Annotated in this window: 24 protein-coding genes and 1 tRNA gene; 11 read left to right on the forward strand and 14 right to left on the reverse strand. The window is 36.4% G+C overall.

Annotation, left to right across the window (positions count from 1 at the left end; all coding sequences use genetic code 11):
- The first annotated feature begins 206 nt into the window (after nt 1-206).
- The gene (locus FLUTA_RS06710; protein ID WP_013686104.1) at nt 207-566 is read left to right on the forward strand and encodes a hypothetical protein; all 360 of its coding nucleotides are present in this window, start codon (nt 207-209) and stop codon (nt 564-566) included.
- Between the two features lie 90 nt (nt 567-656).
- The gene (locus FLUTA_RS06715) at nt 657-1,631 is read left to right on the forward strand and encodes an acyltransferase family protein (RefSeq protein WP_013686105.1); all 975 of its coding nucleotides are present in this window, start codon (nt 657-659) and stop codon (nt 1,629-1,631) included.
- Nucleotides 1,632-1,645: 14 nt separating this feature from the next.
- Here the strand turns inward: FLUTA_RS06715 and FLUTA_RS06720 are convergent, their stop codons facing one another.
- The 7 genes from FLUTA_RS06720 to FLUTA_RS06750 all read right to left on the reverse strand — a co-directional run bounded on the left by FLUTA_RS06720 (nt 1,646) and on the right by FLUTA_RS06750 (nt 10,180).
- Nucleotides 1,646-2,362 carry a glycosyltransferase family 2 protein gene (locus FLUTA_RS06720; protein WP_013686106.1) on the reverse strand — a complete coding sequence of 239 codons (717 nt, stop codon included), beginning with the start codon at nt 2,360-2,362 and terminating at the stop codon, nt 1,646-1,648.
- A 31-nt stretch (nt 2,363-2,393) separates the two neighbouring features.
- Entirely contained in the window at nt 2,394-3,050 is a 657-nt protein-coding gene (locus FLUTA_RS06725; protein WP_013686107.1) for a CoA transferase subunit B, read from the reverse strand.
- A 7-nt stretch (nt 3,051-3,057) separates the two neighbouring features.
- A complete protein-coding gene (locus FLUTA_RS06730) occupies nt 3,058-4,851 on the reverse strand; it encodes an ArnT family glycosyltransferase (protein WP_013686108.1) in 1,794 nt (597 codons plus the stop codon).
- A gap of 122 nt (nt 4,852-4,973) precedes the next feature.
- Nucleotides 4,974-5,669, reverse strand: coding sequence for a CoA transferase subunit A (locus tag FLUTA_RS06735; protein ID WP_013686109.1), 696 nt, complete (start codon nt 5,667-5,669; stop codon nt 4,974-4,976).
- Nucleotides 5,670-5,671: 2 nt separating this feature from the next.
- Nucleotides 5,672-8,188, reverse strand: a complete 2,517-nt coding sequence (locus tag FLUTA_RS06740) for a transglycosylase domain-containing protein (RefSeq protein WP_043024143.1) — start codon at nt 8,186-8,188, stop codon at nt 5,672-5,674.
- Nucleotides 8,189-8,636: 448 nt separating this feature from the next.
- Complete coding sequence (locus FLUTA_RS06745) at nt 8,637-9,386, reverse strand: uroporphyrinogen-III synthase (RefSeq protein WP_013686111.1); 750 nt, start codon at nt 9,384-9,386, stop codon at nt 8,637-8,639.
- A gap of 29 nt (nt 9,387-9,415) precedes the next feature.
- Nucleotides 9,416-10,180: a DUF4271 domain-containing protein gene (locus tag FLUTA_RS06750; RefSeq protein ID WP_013686112.1), complete on the reverse strand. Its 765-nt coding sequence runs from the start codon at nt 10,178-10,180 to the stop codon at nt 9,416-9,418.
- Nucleotides 10,181-10,245: 65 nt separating this feature from the next.
- On the opposite strand from FLUTA_RS06750, the gene FLUTA_RS06755 reads away from it, so the two are divergent.
- A complete protein-coding gene (locus tag FLUTA_RS06755) occupies nt 10,246-11,436 on the forward strand; it encodes an acyl-CoA dehydrogenase family protein (protein WP_013686113.1) in 1,191 nt (396 codons plus the stop codon).
- Between the two features lie 121 nt (nt 11,437-11,557).
- On the opposite strand, the gene FLUTA_RS06760 is transcribed toward FLUTA_RS06755, so the two are convergent.
- Complete coding sequence (locus tag FLUTA_RS06760) at nt 11,558-11,908, reverse strand: hypothetical protein (protein ID WP_013686114.1); 351 nt, start codon at nt 11,906-11,908, stop codon at nt 11,558-11,560.
- Between the two features lie 118 nt (nt 11,909-12,026).
- Here FLUTA_RS06760 and hemW point away from each other — a divergent pair, with 118 nt between their 5' ends.
- The gene (gene hemW, locus FLUTA_RS06765) at nt 12,027-13,157 is read left to right on the forward strand and encodes a radical SAM family heme chaperone HemW (RefSeq protein ID WP_013686115.1); all 1,131 of its coding nucleotides are present in this window, start codon (nt 12,027-12,029) and stop codon (nt 13,155-13,157) included.
- Here the strand turns inward: hemW and FLUTA_RS06770 are convergent, their stop codons facing one another.
- Nucleotides 13,158-13,937: a glycosyltransferase gene (locus FLUTA_RS06770; RefSeq protein WP_169312065.1), complete on the reverse strand. Its 780-nt coding sequence runs from the start codon at nt 13,935-13,937 to the stop codon at nt 13,158-13,160.
- Nucleotides 13,938-14,025: 88 nt separating this feature from the next.
- Between FLUTA_RS06770 and FLUTA_RS06775 the strand changes: the two genes are divergently transcribed.
- The 3 genes from FLUTA_RS06775 to FLUTA_RS06785 all read left to right on the forward strand — a co-directional run bounded on the left by FLUTA_RS06775 (nt 14,026) and on the right by FLUTA_RS06785 (nt 15,652).
- Entirely contained in the window at nt 14,026-14,952 is a 927-nt protein-coding gene (locus FLUTA_RS06775; RefSeq protein WP_013686117.1) for an N-acetylmuramoyl-L-alanine amidase, read from the forward strand.
- 64 nt (nt 14,953-15,016) lie between these two features.
- Nucleotides 15,017-15,469 carry a single-stranded DNA-binding protein gene (locus FLUTA_RS06780; RefSeq protein ID WP_013686118.1) on the forward strand — a complete coding sequence of 151 codons (453 nt, stop codon included), beginning with the start codon at nt 15,017-15,019 and terminating at the stop codon, nt 15,467-15,469.
- Nucleotides 15,470-15,578: 109 nt separating this feature from the next.
- A tRNA-Asn gene (locus FLUTA_RS06785) sits at nt 15,579-15,652 on the forward strand.
- A 141-nt stretch (nt 15,653-15,793) separates the two neighbouring features.
- Here FLUTA_RS06785 and FLUTA_RS06790 read toward each other — a convergent pair.
- The gene (locus FLUTA_RS06790) at nt 15,794-16,747 is read right to left on the reverse strand and encodes an ISAon1 family transposase (protein ID WP_043023561.1); all 954 of its coding nucleotides are present in this window, start codon (nt 16,745-16,747) and stop codon (nt 15,794-15,796) included.
- 19 nt (nt 16,748-16,766) lie between these two features.
- Nucleotides 16,767-17,120 (reverse strand): ISAon1 family transposase N-terminal region protein, encoded by a 354-nt coding sequence (locus FLUTA_RS21710; protein ID WP_043023560.1) that lies wholly within the window; start codon nt 17,118-17,120, stop codon nt 16,767-16,769.
- A 56-nt stretch (nt 17,121-17,176) separates the two neighbouring features.
- On the opposite strand from FLUTA_RS21710, the gene FLUTA_RS06800 reads away from it, so the two are divergent.
- The 3 genes from FLUTA_RS06800 (at nt 17,177) to FLUTA_RS06810 (ending at nt 19,409) form a co-directional block, all read left to right on the forward strand.
- Complete coding sequence (locus FLUTA_RS06800) at nt 17,177-17,746, forward strand: hypothetical protein (protein WP_043023700.1); 570 nt, start codon at nt 17,177-17,179, stop codon at nt 17,744-17,746.
- A 112-nt stretch (nt 17,747-17,858) separates the two neighbouring features.
- Nucleotides 17,859-18,785, forward strand: coding sequence for a YihY/virulence factor BrkB family protein (locus FLUTA_RS06805; RefSeq protein WP_013686120.1), 927 nt, complete (start codon nt 17,859-17,861; stop codon nt 18,783-18,785).
- 15 nt (nt 18,786-18,800) lie between these two features.
- A complete protein-coding gene (locus tag FLUTA_RS06810) occupies nt 18,801-19,409 on the forward strand; it encodes a hypothetical protein (RefSeq protein ID WP_013686121.1) in 609 nt (202 codons plus the stop codon).
- A gap of 18 nt (nt 19,410-19,427) precedes the next feature.
- On the opposite strand, the gene FLUTA_RS06815 is transcribed toward FLUTA_RS06810, so the two are convergent.
- Together FLUTA_RS06815 and FLUTA_RS06820 are read right to left on the reverse strand one after the other, a co-directional pair.
- Complete coding sequence (locus tag FLUTA_RS06815; RefSeq protein WP_013686122.1) at nt 19,428-20,966, reverse strand: M61 family metallopeptidase; 1,539 nt, start codon at nt 20,964-20,966, stop codon at nt 19,428-19,430.
- 132 nt (nt 20,967-21,098) lie between these two features.
- Nucleotides 21,099-21,662 (reverse strand): hypothetical protein, encoded by a 564-nt coding sequence (locus FLUTA_RS06820; RefSeq protein WP_013686123.1) that lies wholly within the window; start codon nt 21,660-21,662, stop codon nt 21,099-21,101.
- A gap of 291 nt (nt 21,663-21,953) precedes the next feature.
- Here FLUTA_RS06820 and FLUTA_RS06825 point away from each other — a divergent pair, with 291 nt between their 5' ends.
- A complete protein-coding gene (locus FLUTA_RS06825) occupies nt 21,954-23,453 on the forward strand; it encodes a catalase (protein WP_013686124.1) in 1,500 nt (499 codons plus the stop codon).
- A 622-nt stretch (nt 23,454-24,075) separates the two neighbouring features.
- On the opposite strand, the gene FLUTA_RS06830 is transcribed toward FLUTA_RS06825, so the two are convergent.
- A complete protein-coding gene (locus tag FLUTA_RS06830) occupies nt 24,076-25,434 on the reverse strand; it encodes a sigma-54-dependent transcriptional regulator (protein WP_013686126.1) in 1,359 nt (452 codons plus the stop codon).
- Nucleotides 25,435-25,444: the final 10 nt, after the last annotated feature.

The following is a 25,444-nucleotide window of genomic DNA, read 5'->3' on the forward strand; positions in this document are numbered from 1 at the left end:
TTTTCGATTTATACAAATATAATCATTCGTTTTTCTTGGAGGATGATAATCTAAAAGAAAGCATCTGCTTAAAAGTGGATTGCTTAAAAAATGAGATTTTTTGTAAAAAAACAGCACTGATGTTATTTTTCCTGCCAATAAGTCATTACATTTGCACGTCTTGAAAGCTGTTTAGAAACAGTTACAACATTGAAAATAAGAGGAGTATGAGAACGGCCATTGCCAACAAAAAATTAGAAACAATTATTTCCCAAGTGGAAAAAGAAGGAATTGCTTATAAAGCTCTTGTTGATGATTTGAAAGAATTGCGTGAACAAGCGTTGAAAGAGCAAGATCCATTGGTGGTAAAAGTTTTGCGTTTATCATACGAGTTCTTGCTAGATAGAAACGGGTTTGATGTTCAGGCACAGTACGAAGAAGATGAAGAGGGCAATGAGTATCCGTTGGAGATTGAAGGTCAAGAAAACTTTTTGTACTTGATGAATTTGTTGAAAAATGCGGAGCACAAAATCAACAGAGAAGAAATTAAAGATTACCGTACTGCTTTAAAATTAGAGTTGTACTAAAATTATAAATAATACGTTTAAAGCCTCGATCCCGTGAACTCGGAATCGAGGCTTTGTCTTTTAGGAAAGGTTGAAAATTTTCAGTAATTAATGAACACGTTCGAACAGGAAACAAAACAGTTGGGCCACATTGAAGCCTTACGGGCACTTGCTGCATTAATGGTTCTTGTTTTTCATTTGCTGTCTTTTAACAGAGGTGATGAATTTTTAATTGAAAATGCATGGATTCGAGAATGTTCCAAATTTGGAGCACAGGGTGTAGAACTGTTTTACCTCATTTCAGGATTTGTCATCTTTTACTCACTAACCAATACTGATCCAAAAAAATACAACTACTTTCGATACCTTCAGAAGCGATTTTTACGTATTTCCCCTCCTTTCTGGGGCATATTATTTCTTATTTGTTTACTCGCATTCGTTTGGAAGGGAGATTACCCCTATTCAATGAAACAGATTTTGGAAAATGCAACGCTTACAGTTGATTTGTTTCATCATTCAAACTGGATGAATCCCATTTTTATAACATTGAAAGTGGAATTTTTATTTTATGGTATTATTGGATTTTTAATCCTAATTATGCGAAAGAATAAGTGGGTTTATACTTTTGTTTTAAGTCTTTCACTTTGTTCTGTTTTCTTTTTTCATCAGATTGATATCATTCACAATATTCCATTTTTTGTAGCAGGAATTGCCTGTTCTGAAATTTACAAATCAAAGAACTTATTGATTAATTATCTGCTAATCATCAGTGTTTTGGTTCTATTAGGAAGTATTTTCTCACTGGAAGATTTTGTGATTGTCTGTATTGGCATTGTGCTCATCCTTTGGATAAAGCTTAAAGGTTTTTGGATAGAATGGCTTGGCAAATTTTCATACTCTCTTTATTTAACACATGGTTTTTCAGGAGGTTTATTTCTCTTCATCTTCAAAAATGAAAACTACTTGAATTTGCCTAGTTGGTTATCGATTGTATTAGCAGTTGTAGTAGCTATTGCATTTGCATATTGCTATTACCAAATCATCGAAAAGAAGGCAATTCGTTGGTCGAAGAAGATTCATTATTAAGCTATCCAAAAGAGTTAATCCATAAACCGATACTTGATAATACAGTAAATAGCTCTAAAGCCGTCTTTCCAACCTATTTTCTTTCCTTCTTCGTACGTTCTTCCGTAGTAAGAAATACCTACTTCATAAATACGAAGTCCCTTTCTTTTTCCTAGTTTGGCTGTAATTTCGGGTTCGATCCCAAAACGATTTTCTTTGATTTTAAGTTCTTTGGCAATAGATGATCGAATCAATTTATAACATGTTTCCATGTCGGTTAAATTCAGGTTGGTCATCATGTTTGAAAGTCCAGTTAAGAATTTATTTCCTTTTGAATGCCAATAAAATAGAATTCGGTGAGGCTGATGCCCCATGAAACGAGAACCATAAACAACATCCGCATTATCCATGTAAACAGGCTTCAACATCAGATTATATTCCTCTGGATCGTACTCCAAATCTGCATCTTGAATAAGAATGTATTCACCTGTAGATTCTTGTATTGCGCGATTAATTGCGGCTCCTTTTCCTTGATTATGGGATTGTGAAAACAACCGAATATCCATTTTTGGATTGGCTATTATATAGCCTTCGATGCGAGAAACAGTATCATCTGTAGAGCAATCATTTACAATGATAATCTCTTTTTCTACCTCGTTTTCAAGCTCAACTTTTTGAATCTTATCTAGAATTAAATGAATGGTTGGCCCTTCATTATAAGCTGGAATTAGAATAGAAAGTTTTTGTATCATATACAATAATAACGAATGAACTGAAATAATATTAGATACTCATTTCAGGAACAAAATCTGGAACAACTAAATCTCCTTCTGTTTTTGAAATGATTTCCTCTACACTCACTCCTGGTGCACGTTCGATCAAATGAAATTTGTTATCCTTAATTTCTAGAACAGCTAATTCAGTAACTACTTTTTTCACACATCCAACTCCTGTTAAAGGAAGAGTACATGTTTTCAAAATTTTTGACTCTCCTGCCTTATTGGAGTGCATCATGGCAACGATAATGTTTTCTGCAGAAGCAACTAGATCCATTGCCCCACCCATTCCTTTCACCATTTTACCTGGAATTTTCCAGTTGGCAATATCCCCATTTTGAGACACTTCCATTGCTCCCAAAACAGTTAATTGAACATGTTGTCCTCTGATCATTGCAAATGACATCGCAGAATCAAAAAATGCTGCTCCATTGCGAGCGGTGATTGTTTGTTTTCCGGCATTGATTAGATCTGGATCTTCTTCTCCTTCAAAAGGAAAAGGACCCATGCCTAAGATTCCATTTTCAGATTGAAATTCAACCTCAATTCCTTCTGGAATATAATTTGCCACAAGCGTTGGAATACCAATTCCTAAATTCACATACCAACCGTCTCTTAATTCTTGTGCAATTCGTTTTGCAATTCCGATTTTATCTAGTGCCATATATGCCTTATTTTAATTCAATAATTTCAATGGATGGATTCGTAAGCTTGAAATGCTTTCTTTCCGGATTCCAAATATATATAATCAATTGGGATTCTTCGTTCTTAAAATTCCTAGCAGCATACGGATAATTCAATTTAAATTGTTGAACATTCTCCCCAACATACCAACGAATATTTTGATAATCATACCTTAAATTTTGTTCTGTAGAATCATTGGTAGCAACTACCATATTGAAATCATTCAATTCCTTATCGGTTTTCAAATGACCTTTCAAATTAATTTGAATCTGTTTATTTCTCCATTCTGGACGTATTGGTCCGCCATAGAATGAAATGTATTCATCATCCGATTCCCTCGTTTTTCCAATTGAATCAAACAATTGAACTTGTTGAAAGGGCTTTTTTCTTCTTAGAGCAATGTAAGTACTAGCAGGATCTTCTGCTACAACATCATACATGCTGATATCGTCTTTTGAAAATAAATAAGTGGTTTTGGTCAAAATTAAATCGCTACTCGGAAGAAAATCTTTTTGCACGGTTCCGATGTGTTTCTCAACGTGATTCGGATTTGTTCGCTCAAAAAGAGAATAAGTTAACTGCATAATTGGATAGATGCTAACTGTTTGATTGGGCTTCAAATCTTTCATAGCAGTTGTATAGAATTCTTCACTCATTCGGTCGTCTGGTGAAAAAATAGAAGTGTTCAGATTCAATTTCACCAAGAAACTCACAGGAAATAAGACTAAAACGACTAGAAAATATTTGGAAATCTTGCTTTGAGCAAAAAGAGTCGTCAAGGCTAGTATGCTCAGAGGAACAAGATACATTGCAGCACGATCTTCTGGGTAATTTACCTTCATGATTTTTGCCAAGATGAGGATGGCTAGAATGTTCCCGCCAATCAGCATCGATACCCAAAAAGAGGTGCTGGATAGGAATTGCACCCACGATTCTTTTTTCCATTGGATAAATAGAATAATTGCCCCAATCAGCCCAATTAAACAATAGGCTATTCGAAGCCAATTTGCATCGTAAAATAAAATATACTTGGAAAGTGTTTTTCCAGTGACCCACCAAAGTCCATCTAAACTTCCATAATACAGAGCTCCTGCTTCTTTTAGTGCAAAACTAAATTCAATGAGGGGAAGAATGGAAAAGCAGAAAACGAGCAGTAAAAAACCATGAAAAACAAGTGCTTTTACACCTATTTTTTTGGCGTGAAGAAGAGTCATGAATGCGATATAACCAATGACCATTAAACTCGTGATGAGATAGGTCAGATTGGAAAGAACCGCCAAATAGAAGAAAAAGAGTACGAGAATTAAATGTCCTGTATGTTTTTCTTTTAACCACATTGATAATTGAAACAAACCAGCCATGAAGAATCCAATCCCAAGTCCATAACCCCTCGTGTAACTGAAATAATCAAAAATCCATGGAATCGTATTCAATGCTACAAAGCATAATTCTCCCCAAAGGCCTAAATTCAGGTTACTGGTGAGTTTTCTACTGGACCAAAAGTAAAGGCAAAAGCAAAGAATCGAAGGAAAACGAAAAAGGAAAAAATGTTCTCCAAATAAACGATATGAAAAATTTCCCAGCCAACTGTTCAATAAGTGATTATTAGCATCCATCAATGAACGACCGCCTTTAATTTCTCCCGTTTCTATGTAATGAAAATAGGTAGCTACTTCATCATGAATAGGTTCTACAAACCATGCTCTCAATATGGCATAAATCAAAAGAGCTAAGAAAAATGCCCAAGTAGCTATTTTAGAAGAGGTATTTGTTTGATTCAAAACGCTTTAATTAGGGATGAATTACTAAATTATCTAAAGTTTTCGGTTCCTTCAATTTTTTCAAAACAGTTCAAAAAGAAAAAGTGGCCAATGAGCCACTTATTTTCTAATTACACGATTATTTATTTTGTGCGAACTGTTCGCTGTTCAATGCGCTTTTCAAATTTTTCACCTTGAAAAATGCGTTGAACAAAAATTCCGGGAGTGTGTATGAAATTCGGATCCAATTCTCCAGCAGGAACCAATTCTTCCACTTCAGCTACTGTAATTTTTCCTGCCATTGCCATCATCGGATTGAAATTGCGAGCAGTGGCTTTAAAAATTAAATTTCCTTCCGTATCACCTTTCCAAGCTTTTACAATAGCAAAATCAGCAGTTAATGCGCTTTCGAGAATATGCGGCTTTCCGTCAAAAACACGCACTTCTTTTCCTTCAGCCACTTCTGTTCCATAACCTGCAGGTGTAAAAAACATAGGGATTCCAGCTCCTCCAGCTCTGCATCGTTCAGCTAAAGATCCTTGAGGAATTAAATCAACTTCCAATTCACCAGAAAGCATTTGACGTTCAAACTCCTCATTTTCTCCAACGTAAGAAGATATCATTTTTTTAACTTGCTTGTTTTGCAACAATAAACCCAAACCAAAATCATCAACACCTGCATTATTGGAAATACAAGTCAATCCTTTTGTACCCATTTTCACCAATTGTCCAATAGAGTTTTCCGGAATACCACATAGTCCAAATCCACCAACCATCAAGGTCATGTTATCTTCTATACCAACAAGGGCTTCTTCAACGTTTTTTACAACTTTATTCATAGTTAAAAAGATATTTCAGGGGGAATGATACCTAAAGAATCTGATTCCTGTATTTCAATAATTTCACCTGTTAAATTAAACACCGAATTATCAAAATTCTTCGGAGCTTCAAAGTCCGTGGTTGAAATAGCAATCTTCGGATCTTTGTAAATTTTATTCATGTAATATCCATAAATTGGAAGGGCCGTTCGAGCACCCTGACCTTGATCTGTACTTCTAAATCGAACACCTCGATCTTCTGCTCCAACCCAAACACCTGTTGCTAAATCTGGTGTCAAACCAACGAACCAACCATCTGAGTTATTTTGGGTAGTTCCTGTTTTTGCTGCAGTTGGATAAGGAATATTTCCATAATCTGATCCACCACGTAATCGACTTGCGGTACCACCTTGCACAACACCTTTCATCATTTTAAGAATTGTGTAGGCAACATTCTCGTTCATGGCTTCTTTTGTAATGCTTTTTGCACTGTAAATGACATGCCCTGATCTGTCTTCGATGCGCAAAATACTTGTTGGCTTATTGAAGATTCCTTTATTAACAAATGTAGATTGAGCGCCTACCAATTCGTACAGCGATAAATCCATCGATCCTAAACACATCGCCGGAACCACATCTAAATCACGTAATTCAATGTCCATATCACGCATGAGTTTTGCTACTGTTTTTGGTCCAGCCAGTGCCCCCATTTGCTTCATGACATATACTGCAACTCTGTTGTTAGACATCGATAACCCTTTTTGAATGGAAATTGTTCCTCCAGCTTTACTTCCGTCTGAATTCCGAGGACACCATTGTCCATCTGGATTTCCACTTGGGTCATATAAATCAACACAGTAAGAAATATTAGGAATCACCAAACCTGGTTTTATTACGTTCATAGTAACACCAGCAGCGTAAACAAATGGTTTAATAGTCGATCCAACTTGTCGTTTCCCTAATCTTACATGGTCATATGCAAAATGGTCAATGTTTGCACCGCCAACCCATGCTTTCACAAAACCAGTACTTGGTTCAATAGAAATTAATCCTGCTTGTAAGAATGATTTATAGTATCTCATGGAATCCATCGGACTCATTAAGGTATCTTTTTCACCGTCCCAACTAAAAACGCGCATTTGAACGGGCTCATTAAAAACAAGCTTAATTTCATCGTCAGATAATCCTGAACTTGACAAGTTTCTATAACGATCCGACCGACGCATGGAAGAGTTTAAGATACTTTTCACTTCGTCATCCGATAAAGAATTAGAGAACGGCCAGTTTTTAGCAGATTTATTGTTTTTGTCGAATTGTGGCTGAAGTGTTTCTTTTAAATGTCTTTCCATTGCATATTCTGCATGTGCTTGCATGTCTGCATTCAGAGTAGTATAAATTCGCAAACCGTCTCTGTAAATATCATAAGGAAGACCATCTTCACGCTTGTACATTAAAGACCCATCTGGGTTTTTCGAGCTCAATAAATTTGTTACTTCATTTCGGAGTGATTCTCTGAAATATGGAGCAATCCCGCGTTTATGATCTACAATTTGATAGTTTGTAATCAGTGGTTTCTTACTGAGAATATCGTATTCTTCTTGGGTCAATTTTTGGCGCAATGCTTCATTCCCTTCATCCGAATTTTTCAACCATTGCTTCAATACTTGATTACGACGAGTCAATGCTCGAAGACTATCGCTTGCTCTGGCATCTGCAATTTCGGCTTCCGTTATAGATTCTGGGCTCACTTCTTTGTTTCGCGCCAATGAAAGGCGGTAATTCTTGATTTTGAAGGTATAAGGATTGTAAAGTGCTGGATTTTTACACATTCCAACCAACATAGCAGCTTCTTCTTTCTTTAGTTGGATTGGTTTTTTGTTGAAATATACTTTAGAAGCATTTGAAATTCCGACAGCATTGTATAAAAAATCAAACTGATTCAAATACATAGTGATGATTTCTTCTTTTGTAAAACGAGCCTCTAAACGAGTAGCGATAATGTTTTCACGTACTTTTTCATTCAATCGTCCCCACATTCGACCAATTCTACCAGGAGCTTCCTCCACATTTTCGCTATTGAGTCTTGCTAGTTCTTGACGTTCGCGCAGCTGAAGTGTATACAATTGTTTTGCAAGCTGTTGGGTGATTGTAGAAGCTCCACCAGCTCCACCAACATTGATAATTGCACGTCCAACTGCTCTGAAATCAACTCCCGAATGCTCATGAAAACGTTCATCTTCGGTTGCAATCAATGCGTCTGTTACATTCGGACTAATCTTGCGGTATTCCACAGAAGTTCTATTGATTTTCCAATATCTTCCCAATTCTGTTTCACCATCATCAGCAATGATTACAGAAGCCAATAATTCTGGTGGATTATCCAACATGGCAACAGGTGGTAAATTATCCTCTGATTGAAATAAAAGCAATGCCCCAACAAAGTAAAGTGGGAAAGTAGCACAAAGCCAATAGAAAATTGTTGCTCTTTTGTGTTGTTTTGGTGAAAAAGACTCCGTTTGTCCTTTACTTTTCTGTGCCATACGACTCATTTGAATGGTAAAAATAGCGAAATTCGATTCGCCTAGCAAATATCGATAATCAGAAGCAATAGTGAACACTATTTTAAGATACTTTCTAACAAAGAAATGCTAAAAAGAATGTTGGATTGATCGGGGTTAAATGAGTAGGGTTGCGATGTATCGCAACCCTACGTAAATATTTGTTATTTGAAGAATTAATCCTCTTTGTTGAACTGCACTACCGCTTGATCATTTTTCAAAAGTTTCACTTCTATAAAACGGAGAGATTCCCTTTGTTGAACTGCACTAACGTTTGTTCAGTTATCAGAAGTTTCACTTCTATAAAACGGAGAGATTCCCTTTGTTGAACTGCACTAACGTTTGTTCAGTTATCAAAAGTTTCACTTCTATAAAACGGAGAGATTCCCTTTGTTGAACTGCACTAACGTTTGTTCAGTTATCAGAAGTTTCACTTCTTCTTATTATGATCTTTTATAAAATTCTCAATAGCAGCGGTCATACTTGGTGCGTTTGGCATTGGGGCATGAACATCTAATCTCAAATTATTTTTCACCACGGCATTTGCCGTAGTTGGACCAAATGCAGCAATTAATGTTTTATTTTGTTTGAAATCAGGGAAATTTTTGAATAAACTTTCAATTCCTCCAGGACTAAAGAAAACCAACATATCATAGTAAACATCTTCCAAATCACTTAAATCCGAAGCTACTGTTCTGTATAACATTGCTTTAGTAAACGGAATTTTAGCATCTTCTAATGTTAATGGAATTTTATCTTGTAAAATATCGGTACACGGAAGCAAAAACTTTTCGCCTTTGTGTTTTTTGATTGGATCTACTAATTCTTCAATCGTTTGTTTTCCAAAGAAAATTTTACGCTTGCGATAAGTTACATACTTCTGTAAGTAAAGTGCTACAGCCTCAGAAATACAGAAATACTTCATTGTATCAGGAACTTCGAAACGTGTTTCTTCTGAAATACGAAAAAAATGATCTACCGCGGTTTTTGAAGTAAGAATGACAGCAGTATGTTCTTTTAGGTCTATTTTATGTGTTCGGAATTCCTGAACGGAAACACCTTCTACATGAATAAACGGCCTGAAATCTATTTTCAACTTATACTTTTCGGCCAAATCAAAATACGGTGATTTCTCGCCTTCCGGCTTTGGTTGAGAAACCAAAATTGTTTTAATACTCAAGGTTTATTTTGTTTTAGCGTTGAACATTATTACCATAACCAACTTGAAATTTCATCATTGAATACCAGTTTTATGACAATCAAAAGAGGTAAAATTTCGAGCGTCCAAAGGTACAAAATTATATAATACCATGACACACCCAATTGGAAGGCGTGATAAAATCCACGAATAATTCGCAAAACCAAGAAAAACAGAAAGGTTCCACCGATGATTAGTTTTGATTCTAACACAAATTGTGGCTGAAAATAAATGAAAATAAATTCAATGAGTATCACTATACCAGCACTTTGTGCTAAAGTAAAGGTGAGTTGATTCATTTCCTGAATAATTTCTTTAAATCCTGTAATTGTACCCGTTAATGATATGATAATAAATTGATAAAGAAAGAGTATAACCGGAAAGGCTATGAGAATCGATGTTTGATACGTACTGAAATCCGCCAAAGAAAAATGGTTGTACCAATAAATGCAAATCGCGCAAATTATGAAGTATTGAAGAATCAGAAACAAGGAAGTCATCGGGTTTTCACGGATGCCATTTTTGTATCTTTCAGTAATGCTCTGAAAAAAAAAGGTGCTTTGACCCAAAATCAAGAATACTTCACGCTGACGTAAGCGAGCAACAGAAATTAATAACAAACAAACACCCAATGCAGCAATAATTGCGACAGAATTGTGCGCGCTACGCTCAGTGAGCTGCATCACCTCATCTGTCGTGGAACCTCTGAATAACTGTCCGCTTAATTGCATGAATAAAATATGATTCGTTTGTAAAAGTACTATTTTGTAATTCATAGTTCAATTTTTATTCATTCATTGATTTGATTACATTTGCAACGATTAATAGAAAAAAAATTCGAATGAAATCTGATTTATATTCACATCCCGATTATTTATTGATGGATGAATTGCTTACAGATGAGCAAAAACTGGTACGTGATGCTGCTCGTGCGTGGGTAAAGAAAGAGGTTTCCCCAATCATTGACGAACATTACGAGAAGGCAACTTTTCCAATGCACTTGTTAAAAGGATTGGGTGAAATTGGTGCTTTTGGACCTTATATTCCAGAAGAATATGGTGGCCCAGGTTTGGATCAGATTTCTTATGGTTTGATTATGCAAGAATTAGAGCGTTGTGATTCTGGTTTGCGTTCAACTGCTTCGGTTCAAAGTTCTTTGGTGATGTACCCAATTTGGAAATACGGTACGGAAGAGCAAAAACAAAAATATTTGCCAAAATTAGCTACTGGTGAAATGATGGGTTGTTTCGGATTAACCGAGCCTGACCATGGTTCAGATCCAGGAAGTATGATTACGAACTTCAAAGATATGGGTGATCATTACCTATTGAATGGAGCTAAAATGTGGATTTCAAATGCACCTTTTGCAGATATCGCTGTGGTTTGGGCAAAAGATGAGACTGGTCGTATTCATGGATTAGTTGTTGAACGTGGAATGGAAGGTTTTTCAACTCCTGAAATGCATGGAAAATTATCCCTTCGTGCTTCTTCAACAGGTGAATTGATTTTTGTGAATGTAAAAGTTCCAAAAGAAAACTTGCTTCCAGGTCGTTCTGGATTAGGAGCTCCTTTAAGTTGTTTGGATTCCGCTCGTTTTGGAATCGCTTGGGGTGCTTTGGGTGCGGCAATGGATTGCTACGATCAAGCTTTGAGATACTCAAAAGAACGTACGCAATTTGGAGTTCCAATTGGCGCTTTCCAATTAACTCAAAAGAAATTGGCTGAAATGATTACTGAAATCACAAAAGCTCAATTCATTACTTTGCGCGTTGGAGAATTGAGAAATGAAGGAAGAGCAACATCTTCCATGATTTCAATGATTAAGAGAAATAACGTAGAGATTGCTCTAAATATAGCTCGTGAAGCACGCCAAATACATGGTGGAATGGGAATTACAAGTGAATATTCGATGATGCGCCACATGGCAAATTTAGAATCTGTTGTTACTTATGAAGGAACACATGATATTCACTTATTGATTACTGGAATGGATGTTACAGGTATCCCTGCTTTTACAAGAGAGAAACCGTAAAAATATAGTTGAAAAAGTTAAAAGGTTCAATAGTTTAAACTCTTTGAACACTTTGAACCACAAAAAAACCCGTTAGCTCAGGCCGACGGGTTTTTTGTTGGGTAATGTTTTTGAATGATCTCTAGTTCCAATGTATAATCTGACCAGCTATCATGGAGTCATTGTACGAATCGCGTAATCGACTTAATTTTTTTGCCGCATGTTCATCTCCTAAATTTGCCTTCGCTTTCAGTTTGTAATACAAGTCCAAAGAATGTCCGTAAACATCTTGGTCGAGTACTTGTTTAATTTCAGAAATTCGACCATTTACACCAATTAGGAAGTGTTCAAGCTCACCTAATTCGTGTAATTCATCTTCTGTTAAATCTTTGCGATTCAGCAATTTAGAATAACGCGGCAACAAAATTCCCAACAAATCGATAAAACGATCTAGCTCTCGTTGAATGGCTGCCTGTTGTTCTTTAAATCCCATATTTGAAAAGTATATCTTTTTATTTAACCGTAAAAATTTAAAGTGTTTTTTAACATTTTAGAAAAATTCAATCTGCTTTGCTTGTTTGCGCCTTTGGATTAATCTGTAATTTTGTTTGATGGCTGGCTGTTATATTCATATTCCCTTTTGTGCTCAAAAATGCAGCTATTGCGATTTTCATTTCTCTACCAATCATTCATACAAACAGGAAATGGTTGATGCTCTTTGTTCGGAACTAGAAATGCGTGCTAAAGATTGGAAAGCAGAATCTTTCGAAACTATTTATTTCGGTGGTGGAACTCCGAGTATTTTGACGAATGAGCAGTTGAATCAATTAATTCAGCAAGTGAAAAAAACCTACTCTGTTTCTGCCGATGTAGAAATCTCCTTAGAATGTAACCCAGATGATTGTAGTTTGGAACAATTAGAAGGATGGAAGAAATTGGGCGTAAATAGATTGAGCATGGGAATCCAATCGTTTGATGAGCAACAATTGAAATGGATGAATCGCAGCCATACAGCTTCTGAAAGTTTAAATGCCGTTTTGAATGCCAAACAAGTTGGGTTCGATGAATTGAGTTTGGATCTGATTTATGGCTTACCAAATATGAGTTTGGAGTCGTGGGCAGCTCAACTGGATCAAATTATCGCTCTAAATCCGGAACACATTTCGGCTTATTGTCTTACCGTTGAAGAGAAAACAGCTTTATCTAGTTGGGTGAAAGAAGGGAAAATAATCGTTTCAACAATCGATCAACAATCAGAACAATTTGAATTATTGGTTGCTAAATTGAAAACTGCTGGATTTGAGCAATACGAAATCTCCAATTTTGCCCGAAACGCGCATTATTCCAAGCACAACACCTCTTACTGGAAAGGAACGAATTATATAGGAATTGGTCCTTCCGCTCATGGATATAACCAAAAAGAACGGTATTGGAATCAGGCAAATAATAAAGCCTATTTACTCGAAATACAAAAAGGAAAATTGCCTGAAACAATTGAAACACTTTCCCATTTTGATCAGTTCAATGAATTATTACTAATCGGTTTGCGCACAAAATGGGGTGTTTCTAAGGAGAAATTATTCCAATTGATTCAACCAAATTCGAAGTGGACAAAGATCGTAATTGATTACGAAGAACAAAAAATGTTGATTCAAACGGATGAAATCATTGTTTTAACACAAGAAGGAAGACTCTTAGCTGATGCAATTGCGGCTGATCTTTTTTTAATTGCGAATTCGTAATTAATTTTCCAAGGTTTCTAATCCGAACTGACAACGGAAATCTTTCCGACTTTTCTTTTCCAAGAATTGATTCTTACTGATGATTACAAAATCTTCACGGTCAGGTCGCTCGTGAAATAAATGATATTGAATCGTTCGAAAGCGTGTTGAAAAGGGTTTGATTCCTGCTTTTATTGCTCGGTATTCAATGTCCGTATCTTCTCCAAAGCCTGGATTCGTATATGTTTCATCGAAGCCATTGAGCAAAATCAAATCGTCTTTGTGCCAACCCATGTTACAACCCAATAAATGTGGATTTTTTTTACGCATGAAACCAGGTAAAAAGAAACCTTCTTCGATTCGAGTACTTTTATTTTTAAATAACTGTGTGATAGTTGGAGTAATCATTTTTCCTTTCCGAATACTTTGTGCGGTTTTGGCATCCAAATCAACTCTTCGACCAATACATATTCTACCTTTTTGAATCAATTGAATGTGCTGCTGAACAAAGCGTGGATGTAACACACAATCCCCGTCAATAAAAATCAATTGATCACTCTCAGAAGCACGAATTGCCTTGTTGAGCATTTTATTCTTCAAGAATCCATTATCTGGTTGTTGTAGGTGTTTGATCCTTAGTTTCTGACTGTATTTTTCAATTAACTCATCAAAACAAGCATCTTCACAGTCTTGAGAAACGATTACTTCAAACTGGTTTTCAAGTTGAATTTCTACAGATCTCAAAACGGCTTCAAGTGCCTCTACATCTTTATAAACCGAAATAATAAGGGTTGCTTTCACGCTGTAAAGATAGAAAATTAACATTGTTTATTTAGTAACCTTTTTGAGATCCCATCAAGTGAACTCAAGAGAACTCTAAATTTGCAATATGCGGTTAGTTTTCACTTGTTTGGTTTTTATCTGTTTATCGATTATTTCCTTCGGTCAGGGAATTACTATTCTCATTGATCCAGGTCATGGTGGTTCAGATCCTGGACACGAAGCGGTGGATAAGAATCTATTGCCTGAAAAAGACTTAACGCTAAAAATTTCACTCAAATTCGGGGCATATTTAACAGAACGTTTGAGCAATGTTACAGTTCTTTATACACGTACAGACGATCGCTACCCAACTTTAGATGAACGCGTCAACATGGCGAATTCCAAAAACGTTGATTATTTTATTTCGGTTCATGTCAATGGAAGCCCCAATACGAATATCAAAGGAACGGAATCACATGTTCATTCCATGAATTCAAAACCTTCGGTGAAACTTGCACGTGCTTTTGAAGAAGAATTTAAGGGAAAAGCAGGTAGAAAATCGCGCGGAGTGAAAGATTCTGATGATCGGGAGCATTCCTTGCAAGTATTAAAATTTACTCAAATGACGAGCGTTTTGGTAGAATGTGGCTTCATGACCAATGTTTCAGAAGCAAATTATTTGAATACAACAGATGGGCAAGATATTATTGCATCGGCTTTGTTTCGAGGAATGCGAACTTACCTGCAGGAAAATCATCCAACCATTTCATTTACGAAAAAATCAGGATCCGATTCCAAAAATACGCAAACAACTAACTCCGCCGAAAAAAGCTACAGTGTTCAAATCATGAGTTCAAAAGAGTGGCTAGATACTGAAAAAGGTGGATTCAAAAATCTGAAACACACTGTAAGCCGCACACAAATCTCCCAAACAGGATACCGCTACAAGTATTTTTCGGGGAGTTTCAACTCAAAAAGTGAGGCAGAAGCATATTGTGCTGAAGTAAAGAAAAAGGGTTTCCCTGATTCAATTGTCGTTGAGCGAAAGAATTAGCTCGAAATGTATTACTTTTGTTGAGAAACACACTTGAAACACATTAATTTACCAACAAAAGGATATGGCAACTGTTTTTGAAACACGCTTGATTGGAAATATTGGAAAAGATGCCGTCGTGAAACAAATGGAGCGCGGTGTTATTGCAGTAAATTTTCCAGTTGCGCACAATAAAAACTGGCGTGATAAGCGTACAGGAGAAGCAAGAACCAAGACAACTTGGGTAAATTGTACCATTTGGAAGAAGGAAGGTGCGAATATGCGCATTCTAGACTTTTTGAAAAAAGGTGCATTGGTGGAACTCGTAGGAACCCCTTTCGCGAAATCTTTTTCCCAAGAAGATGGTTCTTCCAGATCTGAAATCCGTTTGAATGTTTCAAGAACGAATATTTTGAGACCAGCAAAATGCGAGGAAGATCTTCCGTTTGATATGGTAGATGATAACGAATCACCTTGCGAAGATGAAGGTTGTGACGCAAGTTTGGATGATTTCACATTGACTGAAGACGATTTTTAGTCCTGAAACTCAGTCTACTACTCGATTGCATTAAAAATATTTTCATTTTTTTTCGCAGAATTTGTGTTAAAAACAAATCTTTAGCTATATTTGCACCGCGAAACCAGATTCCTTCTTAGCTCAGCTGGTTAGAGCATCTGACTGTTAATCAGAGGGTCGCTGGTTCGAGTCCAGCAGAGGGAGCAAAAATGAAAAAGAGTGTGAGTAATCACACTCTTTTTTTTTGTGAGAAAAACAAATCAGCACATCTTTCTGTGGACATTCAAAGAAATCACATGAAAAACGGATCAAGACCAAATTCGGATCAAGACCAAATTCTGGGGACTAAGCATAAATTTGCGTTAATCGGAATAAAAAATATTGGATATCCCTAACACCTCTAAATTGAGATCTAAATGCTTTTATTTTGGCATTAAATGCTTCAGCGGAAGCATTTGTACTTCGGTTATCAAAGTAATTGAGGATTGTTTTGTAATGATTTTGGATTGTTCTAGATATGGAGTTGAAAGATTTAAAACCAGCTTTAGTTACTTTTTCATGCCATTTGGCCAATTTGGTGTAAGCGTAAATTTTGTCTTTGGTTTGTTCAAAAATCCCTTTCAGTTGTTGTGCTAGTTGATAAGCTATTTGGATATCTGGATAAAGATAAAATAGGATTTCCGCTCGTTGTTTTTGATTGAAGGTCCATTTAGAAGGTTTTTTATAAAGTACGTATCTGCTTCTTGCTAATAATTGCCTGATGGTATCTCCGTTTTCAAGGATAACAGGATGGTATGCTTTCTTTTGATTCTTTGCTTTTTCAATGGCTTCATTTTCTGCATCGAGCGCTTCCCATCGATGCTTTACGCGAAGCTCCTGAACGGCTTCCAAAGCTAGTTTTTCGACATGGAAACGATCTGTAACAAGCACAGCATCTGGAAAGTTTCTTTTTGCAATCAAATTCATGCTTCCAGCCATATCCAGAGTTATTTCTACTACCTTTTTACGAAGCTTTAGTGGAATTTTTTGAAGTATTGTTGTAATGTATTCGGAGTTGGTTCCTGTTATAATTGCGACAATGGATCCTTGTTTTCCTTTGGCTGCTTTGTTGGTGATGATGGTGTAAAGCTCACCCTGAGATAGAGAGGTTTCATCCAGGGATAAATGAGTTCCAATATTATCGGTAAAAAGTAAATACTCTTTGGCATGAGCAAGCTGTTCCCAGTTCCTAAAATCACTTAACCAATCCTTATGCTGTCGTTGTAGTTTCTTACCCTTGACACCATAAAATGAACCAATAGTATGACAGCTGAACGGTTTAGAAGCGACTGATTTGTTTTAAAAAAGAGGCAAACTCATCGGTCATGCGAGTACCTTTAGCAACGATATTCCAATCTCTTTGAACAATCTCCTTGGTGTTCTTATCAGTCCATCTTCTGCGCTTTACATGCAGAAAAACATGTTTACCTCTGAGTGGAAAATCCTGAATCGTAATTTCATCATGGAATCCTTTAGAGATTAATTCTTTATGAAGATGCTCTGTTGGTGGTTTATTTAATTCTTCAAAGTAAAGATGCAACGTTTCATTTTGCTTTTCAACTTTCATGAAGTCAAAGAAATCAACCAATAACTCTGGAAGTACCAGTTTCAATAGTTCAATTTGTGGATCCAATCGCTTTTTTTTCCAAAGTTCTAAATTCTATTCAAATTCCTCCCCAACTTTTGTGATTGATCCTGAAAAACACTTTTTACATCCTTTTCTTCTTCGTTTTACTGCAGTTTCCAGCTTCGCTCTTTGGACAGGTAAACAGAACGGTTGAGAAATTGAGGTATTATCCAGGAATAAGCATCGAAAAGAATTTTGTGGATCTCAAATCTTTTGAATTAGGAGCCAATGTATTTGCAACCCGAGGCCGACTCACAAATAATGTAATCAACTATTATGGGCTAGAAGCTTCCTACAAATGGATTACATTGATGGATCAAAACTGCAACGGCTTTTCTCTTCGAGCAATTTATCAGAATGTAACTTATCCCATTGGTTTCAATGTACAAAGCTCTGTTTTGATTGCTAAAAAGTCTAATTTCTTTCTCCCTGAAATTGGTTTGAGCTTATTTGGAGTCCTATCCTTGAATTATGGGTATTATTTCCGAATGGATTCCCCTCAGCGCTATCATTCATCACTTCACAGCCTTAGTTTAAAACTGAGTATCAACATCTGTTATGGCGAATACTTGAATATAGTAGGCAAAAGTGAAAAATGGCGGTTCAAAAAAAGAAATTCGACGAACAACTAGCCCTCGTTTGCAGAAATCCATAAAAAACTTACATCTTTTACAGGTCTGTGCTTAAATCTTTGGAAGTTAAAACCAAAAGACCTACATTCTATTCGATTAGAAAGAGTGTATTATGCCAAGAACAAAAAAGAAAACATTTTTCAGAAGTCTTTGGACAATTACAAAAAACACGGCCAAGGATTGGATAGCAGCTGATCCATTCAGGCAAAGTGCAGTGGTGGGATATTATGCTGTTTTTTCGATTCCTGCACTTTTAGTGATCATCATTGCTGTAGCTGGATTGGTATTTGGTGAAGAGGCGGTTCAAGGACAAATTTCTGGTCAAATCAAATCAGCATTGGGTACAGAGACCGCTGAGTCCATCGAGAGTATTATTGCAAAAGTTTCTGAAGAGAAAACATCCATTATTGCCGCTATTATTGGTTTTGTAACCTTGATTGTAGGTTCAACGGGAGTATTTACGGAATTACAGACTTCTTTGAATCAAATATGGGAAGTGCAGGTAGTTGCCAAGAAAAAATGGTTGAAAACCATTAAAACACGCTTGTTTTCTCTTGGGCTAGTTTTGTCACTGGGGTTTTTGATGCTCATTTCCTTATTGCTTACTACAGGGTTAGAAGCATTTAGCGAGATGATTAAAACGCATCTTCCTGACTTTATGCCATTTGTACTTAAGACTGCAAATTTCATACTCTCTTTTGCTGTGATTACTGTACTTTTCGCACTAATTTTTAAAATATTGCCCGATGCTAAAATCCAATTTCGGGATGTTTGGATTGGTGCAATGGTCACAACCCTTCTTTTTATACTGGGCAAATTTGGCCTGGGAATTTATTTTGCAAAAGCAAATCCAGCATCGGCTTACGGAGCAGCAGGATCGGTGGTGTTAATTATGCTTTGGGTATCTTATTCGTGTATGATTTTGTTTTTTGGAGCAGAATTTACCAAACAATATGCAACCTTTCACGGTCATGAAATACAACCTACAAGTGATTCAAAAAAGATTGTGAAGGCAAATCGATTGCCTTTACCAACTTAAACTAATACATTTTATATGATTATTGTTAAAGCGGCTACTTTTATAATAGTGTGTCTAACGGCAACTTACTCCTGGTCTCAAACAGAACTAGGATACTCGGGAGATTTTAAGGTCTTGGATAAAAATACGACCTATCATTTTACACTCGTCAACGGAAGTTTACTTCATCCTGTTTATACTATGATTGAAGATACCAAGTATATAAATACAATGTATCTATCTGATTCTATGCTTCTTTCAGGGGTTGATTCTATGATGATTGTGCATAAAAAAGATAGTTTATTGAAGCACTTCATTGGCAACTTCGAAGGAACGTATGTGAGATATAATAAGAAGGGTAAAATGACTGTGGCAATGCACTTAACGAAGCCGCTTAATTCGGATGTTACTTTTTATAACCGACGGGAAGATCTCCGAATGAATTTTTATCCCAATGGAAAGCCATACGCCCAGTTCTATTTGAAAAATGGATCTCCTTCACGCAACGTCATTTATTTCACTAGAGACGGAGAAATAGATCAGAAAGTAGATCTTTCACAATACCGTAAAGGCGAAGAAGTATTGATTCAAAATCCGTGGGATTTTCGGATGAAACGAAAGATGCTTAAAATCCTCATTGAATAATTATTAAATAAAACTTATTCAATGAAGCCAAGCTGCGCGCAATTTTTGTTGCTCAGTTGTAGGGTTTTCCACTTCCGTTATTTTGCCATTTTGGATTTTTAATCCTGCCTTGAGCAATAATTCTTCCAAAGGAAGTTCTTTCGTTCCTTTTATGTAATCAGCTATGAATGTTTCGAGTTCTGGAGAATCGCTTAGATTCACTATTTCCTTAAACAGTTGATTGTCTTCAAAGGGCTTTCCTCTGTAATGTTTGATTAAGTCCAATACCAAATCTTTTGTGCCATATTCCCCCCCCGATAATTCGCGCAATTGGATATCCAAACACAAATTGATTAAAGCTCCTCTCAGATAGACGTTGTAATAATCCTCTTGGTGTTCCATCGGATGTAGACTCAAATCACTTATTGCAAGATTCGGATCGAATTGCTTCATGGCTGCCATTTTTTCTTCTACAATCTTGAAAAACTCTTTTTCGGTTCGTAATCCAGTTTTTACAGGCATGTGCATGGTGAAATATTCCGTCATTCCTTCGTATAACCACAAATGTTTCGAAAATTTCGGGTCGTTGTAATCGTAGTTTTCAATTTCATAAGAATGTAAGCCAAGCGGCATTAAAGTATGGAAAAACTCATGACTCGCTATCCCGTAAATATTCTGCCGGATTGTTTCAATATCCAAAGGCATGTACAACAAAATCAATGTTGAATTGGAGTGTTCCAAACCGTCTCCAATCAAATGAGTGCGATTAGATGCCAAACTGTGATAAATAAGAAAGGTATAGTGATCTACGGGCAATTTATTGTTCAAGTATTTTGCCTGATTGATTAAAAGCGGTCGAATATACTCCGCAATGTCTTTGGAAATGGGTTTCCCCGATGTGGAATGACAAGCTACTTCCACCGAAATTCCTGGTAAGTGAATCATCGTAGTATCTGGCAAAGCATATAGAATTGGATTATCAACTAGTTGGTGGTAGTTATCAGCGTCAAAAAAATCTTGATTTGGTTTCACGGTTTTCCTCAAACTGGTTGCGGGATACAAATTGATTCCTTTTTGAATCGTTAACTCAATTGGATGATTAACATGTCCTCGAAAATAACCGAAAAGACTATTGGGAGTGATTACAAATGAACTATCGCTGAATGAACTTGCTGCAGATCGGTAAAAGCCATTCTTCATGTTCTCATCGAAAGCTTCCCAAGCATCATCTACCAAATAGGAAACACGGGATATTCGTTTGGCGTCATAAATCTTCCACGAATTCAAGTCTGTTTTTTCGGTTTTTAATTTGTTGCCTTTTTTGTCAAAGACTTCGAAAGCTGAAATGTATTGCCCGAAATTCATGGCGCCATAAATTCCTGGAATAATCTTCGGAAAACAATACGTAAGTGTATCTTCTGAAAAGCCCGTGATTTTTAAACGAACAGCCAATTTATCATCTGAAAGCTTTTTAAGACTGGTTTCGTAACTGTATTTGATTGGTTTTGTCTGACCATAAGTGGATTGTGTTATTCCGAAAAAAGCAAGAATCGAAATAAGAAGAGTAGTTATTTTCATGTGTTTTGAAATTGTACTTCTAAGACGTTTATGGGGATTAGAAGTTACAGTTTATTTCTATATAGATTCCACTAATTGGTATACCTATCTTCTTCGATTATATCAAAGGCTATATTACAAACTAATGTTAGTTCAGTAGTCAAATAATCTAATTCCATTCAAAACATAATTTGATTGCTCTTCTTCAATATAATCTTTATAAGTTTTAAATTTTCCTTTTTCATTAAGTTCTATTTGGCTGTATTCATTCACAAAATCAAACGTCACATTACTTTTTAAACATTTGATTACATTTTCGTTACTGCCACTATATGAAGGAACTATCTCAAAAGAGATTTTTTCTAGGTTTAACAGTTCTACAACTTCTCCGAAGGTTTTATTCTTGTTATCCTGCAAGAACCACTTGTCGATAGTCCATAATTCATTTTTAAAATTTATCATTTCTTTATGATTACTACAATCTGCTTGCAAATGGTCGTTTTGAATACCATTTATCTTTAAGTTGTTCTGCCAATAGAAAAACTCATACCTTGCAAACATCATTCCTCCTGAGCCAGTCCCATAATCGTTATCTGAGTCAGGCTGTCCTAGAACTTTAATAACTTCATCTTTTGTCATACCTATTTTAACAAGGCCAAAATGTCCTGTTTTTATAAAGTCTTTGAGTGATATGAGTGTTGTTTTATTCTGTGTCATTCATGGTGTATTTCATCAGATTTTTAGACATTATGTAGTGACTATTGGGGTTTTGCATTCGTTTGTCTTATTTAAACAAAATCAAACCATTCTCCTTCTCAAATTTAAACCAATTTTCTAAAGATCATCAGAGACTCTTTTTAAAGATATCAGTACTTTAAATAATACCTTATGTTTCCATGTTTCTTTAATTCATGAAATTCTGCCTTTGATTTTTCCATCTTAATTCGTACCTTTTTCCATCAAAAATAACAGATAGCATTTACGATCGATAACGAAACAACCAAGTTTATGGAAGAAAATAAAAAAAGACTAACGACTGCTTCCGGAAAGCCTTATGTGGAGGACGAGAATTCAATGAGCATTGGAGCTCGCGGACCACTTTTACTGCAAGATTTTATTCTGCATGAGAAAATGGCGCATTTCAATAGGGAACGAATCCCTGAAAGAGTAGTCCATGCCAAAGGTTCTGGTGCATTTGGAACATTTACGGTAACACATGATATTTCCAAGTACACAAAAGCCAAAATTTTCAATAAAATTGGGAAGGAAACAAAGATGTTTGCTCGCTTTTCTACCGTAGGTGGAGAAAAGGGAAGCGCTGACACAGAGCGCGACCCGCGTGGGTTTGCACTGAAGTTCTACACCGAAGACGGAAATTGGGATTTGGTTGGAAATAATACACCCGTTTTCTTTATCAAAGACCCGAAGAAGTTTTCAGATTTTATTCATACCCAAAAACGCGATCCAAGAACGAATTGTAAAAGTCCGACGATGATGTGGGATTTTTGGAGTTTAAATCCGGAGAGTTTGCACCAAGTGATGATTTTGATGAGTGATCGTGGAACTCCTCACGGATTCAGACACATGCATGGATTTGGATCACATACATTCAGTATGATTAACGCAAAAAATGAACGCGTTTGGGTAAAATTCCATTTCGAAACACAGCAAGGGATCAAAAACTTTACTGGAGATGATGCTGGAGAAATGAAAGGGAAAGATCCGGATTTTGCTCAGCGCGATTTGGTGGATGCAATTGATCGAAAGGATTTTCCAAAATGGGACTTGAAAATTCAAGTAATGACGGATGAACAGGCAAAACAATTCCCCTTCAATCCGTTTGACCTAACGAAAGTTTGGCCGCATGGAGATTTTCCGTTAATCGATGTTGGAGTGATGGAGCTGAATCAAATTCCAAAGAACTACTTTGCAGATGTGGAACAAAGTGCGTTTGCACCAGCTCACGTAGTGGACGGAATAGGATATTCCCACGATAAAATGCTTCAAGGAAGATTGTTATCTTATCCAGATGCACATCGTTACCGTTTGGGTGTAAATTTTGAGCAAATTCCAGTAAATCAATGCCCGTATATGGTCGCTAATTACGAACGTGATGGCTTGATGGCTGTAAATGGAAACGGAGAAGATGCTCCAAATTACAATCCTAACAGCTTTGATGATATTGAAATCGATCAGGCATACAAAGAGCCGCCGATTCAATTGGATAGTACATTAGCTGATTGGTATGACCGCAATGGAGAAAATGACAACGATCATTATACCCAACCTGGTTTATTATTTACCAAAGCCATGAATGATTACGACCGTCACAACTTGGTTTCAAATATTGTGGATGCAATGAGTGGAATAACTGGTCCAAAGAAAGACCTCATTATCAATCGCCAATTGTGTCACTTTTTCCGTGCAAACCCAAATTTAGGAACTGCCGTAGCAAAAGGCTTGAATGTCGATTTGGACGAGGTGATGAAGGCAATGAAGCATGAATAATATATTAAAAGGTAAATATTGTGGGGGACGCGAAGTATCGTGTCCCCCACTTTTTTGTTCTAGAAAAATTTTCCATAAAATACAAACCCCCAGCAAATTTCTTCACTGGGGGCGTAGCTACCACACGTACTTCACTATCAACCTTGTACATGTATTACCTCTAAATTAAACCTAAACTGAAACCTAAACTAACCTAATTGTTACCTAACTTATAGCGTTATGATTGATAGTACACTCTTTAATAATTTTTCTTCATAATAAGATTCAATGTCACAATAGCTGTCTTAGGAATTTTGTAATTCAAACCCAAAAACCATAATTCCTAAGTCGAGACTATTGTAAGACCTTTTTGGTTGTATTTTCGATTTGGCGGTTTGGCCCCCAAAAGAGACCGTTTTACCACACGAACGGAAATACTTCCTATATAACTCAAATTTTCATTTCAAATGTGTAATCACTGTGTTTGAAAACGTTTTTTCAAAGTAATTTCTTGCATAGTCTATTCTAAAGAACGTGCCAAAGCCATAAAAACAAAAAAACCGTTGATAATCAACGGTTTTAACTTTGTCATAATTTCAGAATATTTTCAAAATGAAAAAAATATTTTCAAAATGAAAAAACATCAATCCTCATCTTCTTCTTTTAACATCCGATAAATGGTGGTTTGACCAATATCCAATTTATCTGCAACCAACTTTGTATTGTTGTTGTATTTGTCCAAGAACAACTGAACAATTCTCCGATTGTAAGCACGCAAACTCATTTCTTCCGCAATAATTCCTGAAAGAACATCCGCACTCGCTACCACGATATCATCTGCATCAATCACATCGTTCATCGACATCACAGATGCAAGTTCAATGACCGATTTCAATTCACGGACATTTCCTGGCCAAGGATAAGCTAAAAGCTTGTTCTGAGCCGCTGGGCTAATTTTCTTTACAGACATTCCGTTTTCTTTGCAGAAGCGTTCCACAAAGCTCTTACTCATCAGTAAAGTATCTTTTTCACGTTCGCGAAGTGGTGGTAATTCAATCGGAAGACCGAACAAGCGATAGTACAAATCTTCTCGAAAACTTCCAGATTTTACTTCTTGTAGTAAATTTTTATGGGTTGCAACAATGATTCGACAATTGAATTTGTAGATTTTATTTCCTCCAACACGTGTAATTTCACGTTCTTGCAATGCACGCAGTAGTTTTGCTTGAAATACAGGATCCAATTCCGCTATTTCATCTAGAAACAAGGTTCCTCCGTCTGCTTCTTCAAATTTCCCAATGCGGGTTTGATTTGCTCCTGTAAAAGACCCTTTTTCATGGCCAAATAATTCGCTTTCAAATAATTCTTTGGGAATTGCAGCAACGTTAATGGCAACAAAAGGCTTGTCTTTGTATATGGAATTGTAGTGAATGGCTTTTGCTATGACTTCTTTCCCTGTTCCCGTTTCGCCAGTAATCGAAACAGTAATATTGTTGGAAACTGCTTTTTGAAGCAACATGAAAATATGTTGCATCTTGCTACTTTGACCAATAATTGTATCGCTGAAATTGTATTTTGTTTGAACCTCTTGCTCCAACTTCTCGATTTTCTTCAAGAGTTTGGTCTGATTTTGAGCATTTGCAAGTGTATTCAACAACCGATTTCGAATATCTGTTCCTTTTACGATGTAATCATAAGCCCCCAATTTCAATAAACTAACTGCAGTTTCAATTTCCTCCTGTTCTGAAATGACAATGACTTGCGTTCCAGGACAAGTTGCCTTGATTTTTTCCAATAGTTCTTCACCTGAAATGTCGGGCAAACGATAATCCATCGTAATTAAGTCTGGAACATCGCTGTTTAGACGAACGAGTAACTCCTTCCCTGTTGAAAACGATTCAACTTCGTAATCGGGATTCAATGAGACGGTATGGACTAATAATTTTTGATACCAATCATTGTCTTCCACAATAAAAATGCGTTGTGCGATACCGGTTTCCATAACTCTATTC

This window comes from Fluviicola taffensis DSM 16823 (assembly GCF_000194605.1).
GTDB classification, from domain to species: Bacteria; Bacteroidota; Bacteroidia; order Flavobacteriales_D; family Crocinitomicaceae; genus Fluviicola; species Fluviicola taffensis.

What these genes read in the sequence shown, in the direction of transcription:
- hemW (WP_013686115.1), top strand. Translation starts at nt 12,027, where the DNA reads ATGGCTGGCTGTTATATTCATATTCCCTTTTGTGCTCAAAAATGCAGC.
- FLUTA_RS06815 (WP_013686122.1), bottom strand. Translation starts at nt 20,966, where the DNA reads ATGAAAATAACTACTCTTCTTATTTCGATTCTTGCTTTTTTCGGAATA.
- FLUTA_RS06825 (WP_013686124.1), top strand. Translation starts at nt 21,954, where the DNA reads ATGGAAGAAAATAAAAAAAGACTAACGACTGCTTCCGGAAAGCCTTAT.
- FLUTA_RS06810 (WP_013686121.1), top strand. Translation starts at nt 18,801, where the DNA reads ATGATTATTGTTAAAGCGGCTACTTTTATAATAGTGTGTCTAACGGCA.
- FLUTA_RS06710 (WP_013686104.1), top strand. Translation starts at nt 207, where the DNA reads ATGAGAACGGCCATTGCCAACAAAAAATTAGAAACAATTATTTCCCAA.
- FLUTA_RS06720 (WP_013686106.1), bottom strand. Translation starts at nt 2,362, where the DNA reads ATGATACAAAAACTTTCTATTCTAATTCCAGCTTATAATGAAGGGCCA.
- FLUTA_RS06820 (WP_013686123.1), bottom strand. Translation starts at nt 21,662, where the DNA reads ATGACACAGAATAAAACAACACTCATATCACTCAAAGACTTTATAAAA.
- FLUTA_RS06740 (WP_043024143.1), bottom strand. Translation starts at nt 8,188, where the DNA reads ATGGCACAGAAAAGTAAAGGACAAACGGAGTCTTTTTCACCAAAACAA.
- FLUTA_RS06750 (WP_013686112.1), bottom strand. Translation starts at nt 10,180, where the DNA reads ATGAATTACAAAATAGTACTTTTACAAACGAATCATATTTTATTCATG.
- FLUTA_RS06780 (WP_013686118.1), top strand. Translation starts at nt 15,017, where the DNA reads ATGGCAACTGTTTTTGAAACACGCTTGATTGGAAATATTGGAAAAGAT.
- FLUTA_RS06830 (WP_013686126.1), bottom strand. Translation starts at nt 25,434, where the DNA reads ATGGAAACCGGTATCGCACAACGCATTTTTATTGTGGAAGACAATGAT.
- FLUTA_RS06755 (WP_013686113.1), top strand. Translation starts at nt 10,246, where the DNA reads ATGAAATCTGATTTATATTCACATCCCGATTATTTATTGATGGATGAA.
- FLUTA_RS06805 (WP_013686120.1), top strand. Translation starts at nt 17,859, where the DNA reads ATGCCAAGAACAAAAAAGAAAACATTTTTCAGAAGTCTTTGGACAATT.
- FLUTA_RS06715 (WP_013686105.1), top strand. Translation starts at nt 657, where the DNA reads ATGAACACGTTCGAACAGGAAACAAAACAGTTGGGCCACATTGAAGCC.
- FLUTA_RS06735 (WP_013686109.1), bottom strand. Translation starts at nt 5,669, where the DNA reads ATGAATAAAGTTGTAAAAAACGTTGAAGAAGCCCTTGTTGGTATAGAA.
- FLUTA_RS06775 (WP_013686117.1), top strand. Translation starts at nt 14,026, where the DNA reads ATGCGGTTAGTTTTCACTTGTTTGGTTTTTATCTGTTTATCGATTATT.
- FLUTA_RS06760 (WP_013686114.1), bottom strand. Translation starts at nt 11,908, where the DNA reads ATGGGATTTAAAGAACAACAGGCAGCCATTCAACGAGAGCTAGATCGT.
- FLUTA_RS06725 (WP_013686107.1), bottom strand. Translation starts at nt 3,050, where the DNA reads ATGGCACTAGATAAAATCGGAATTGCAAAACGAATTGCACAAGAATTA.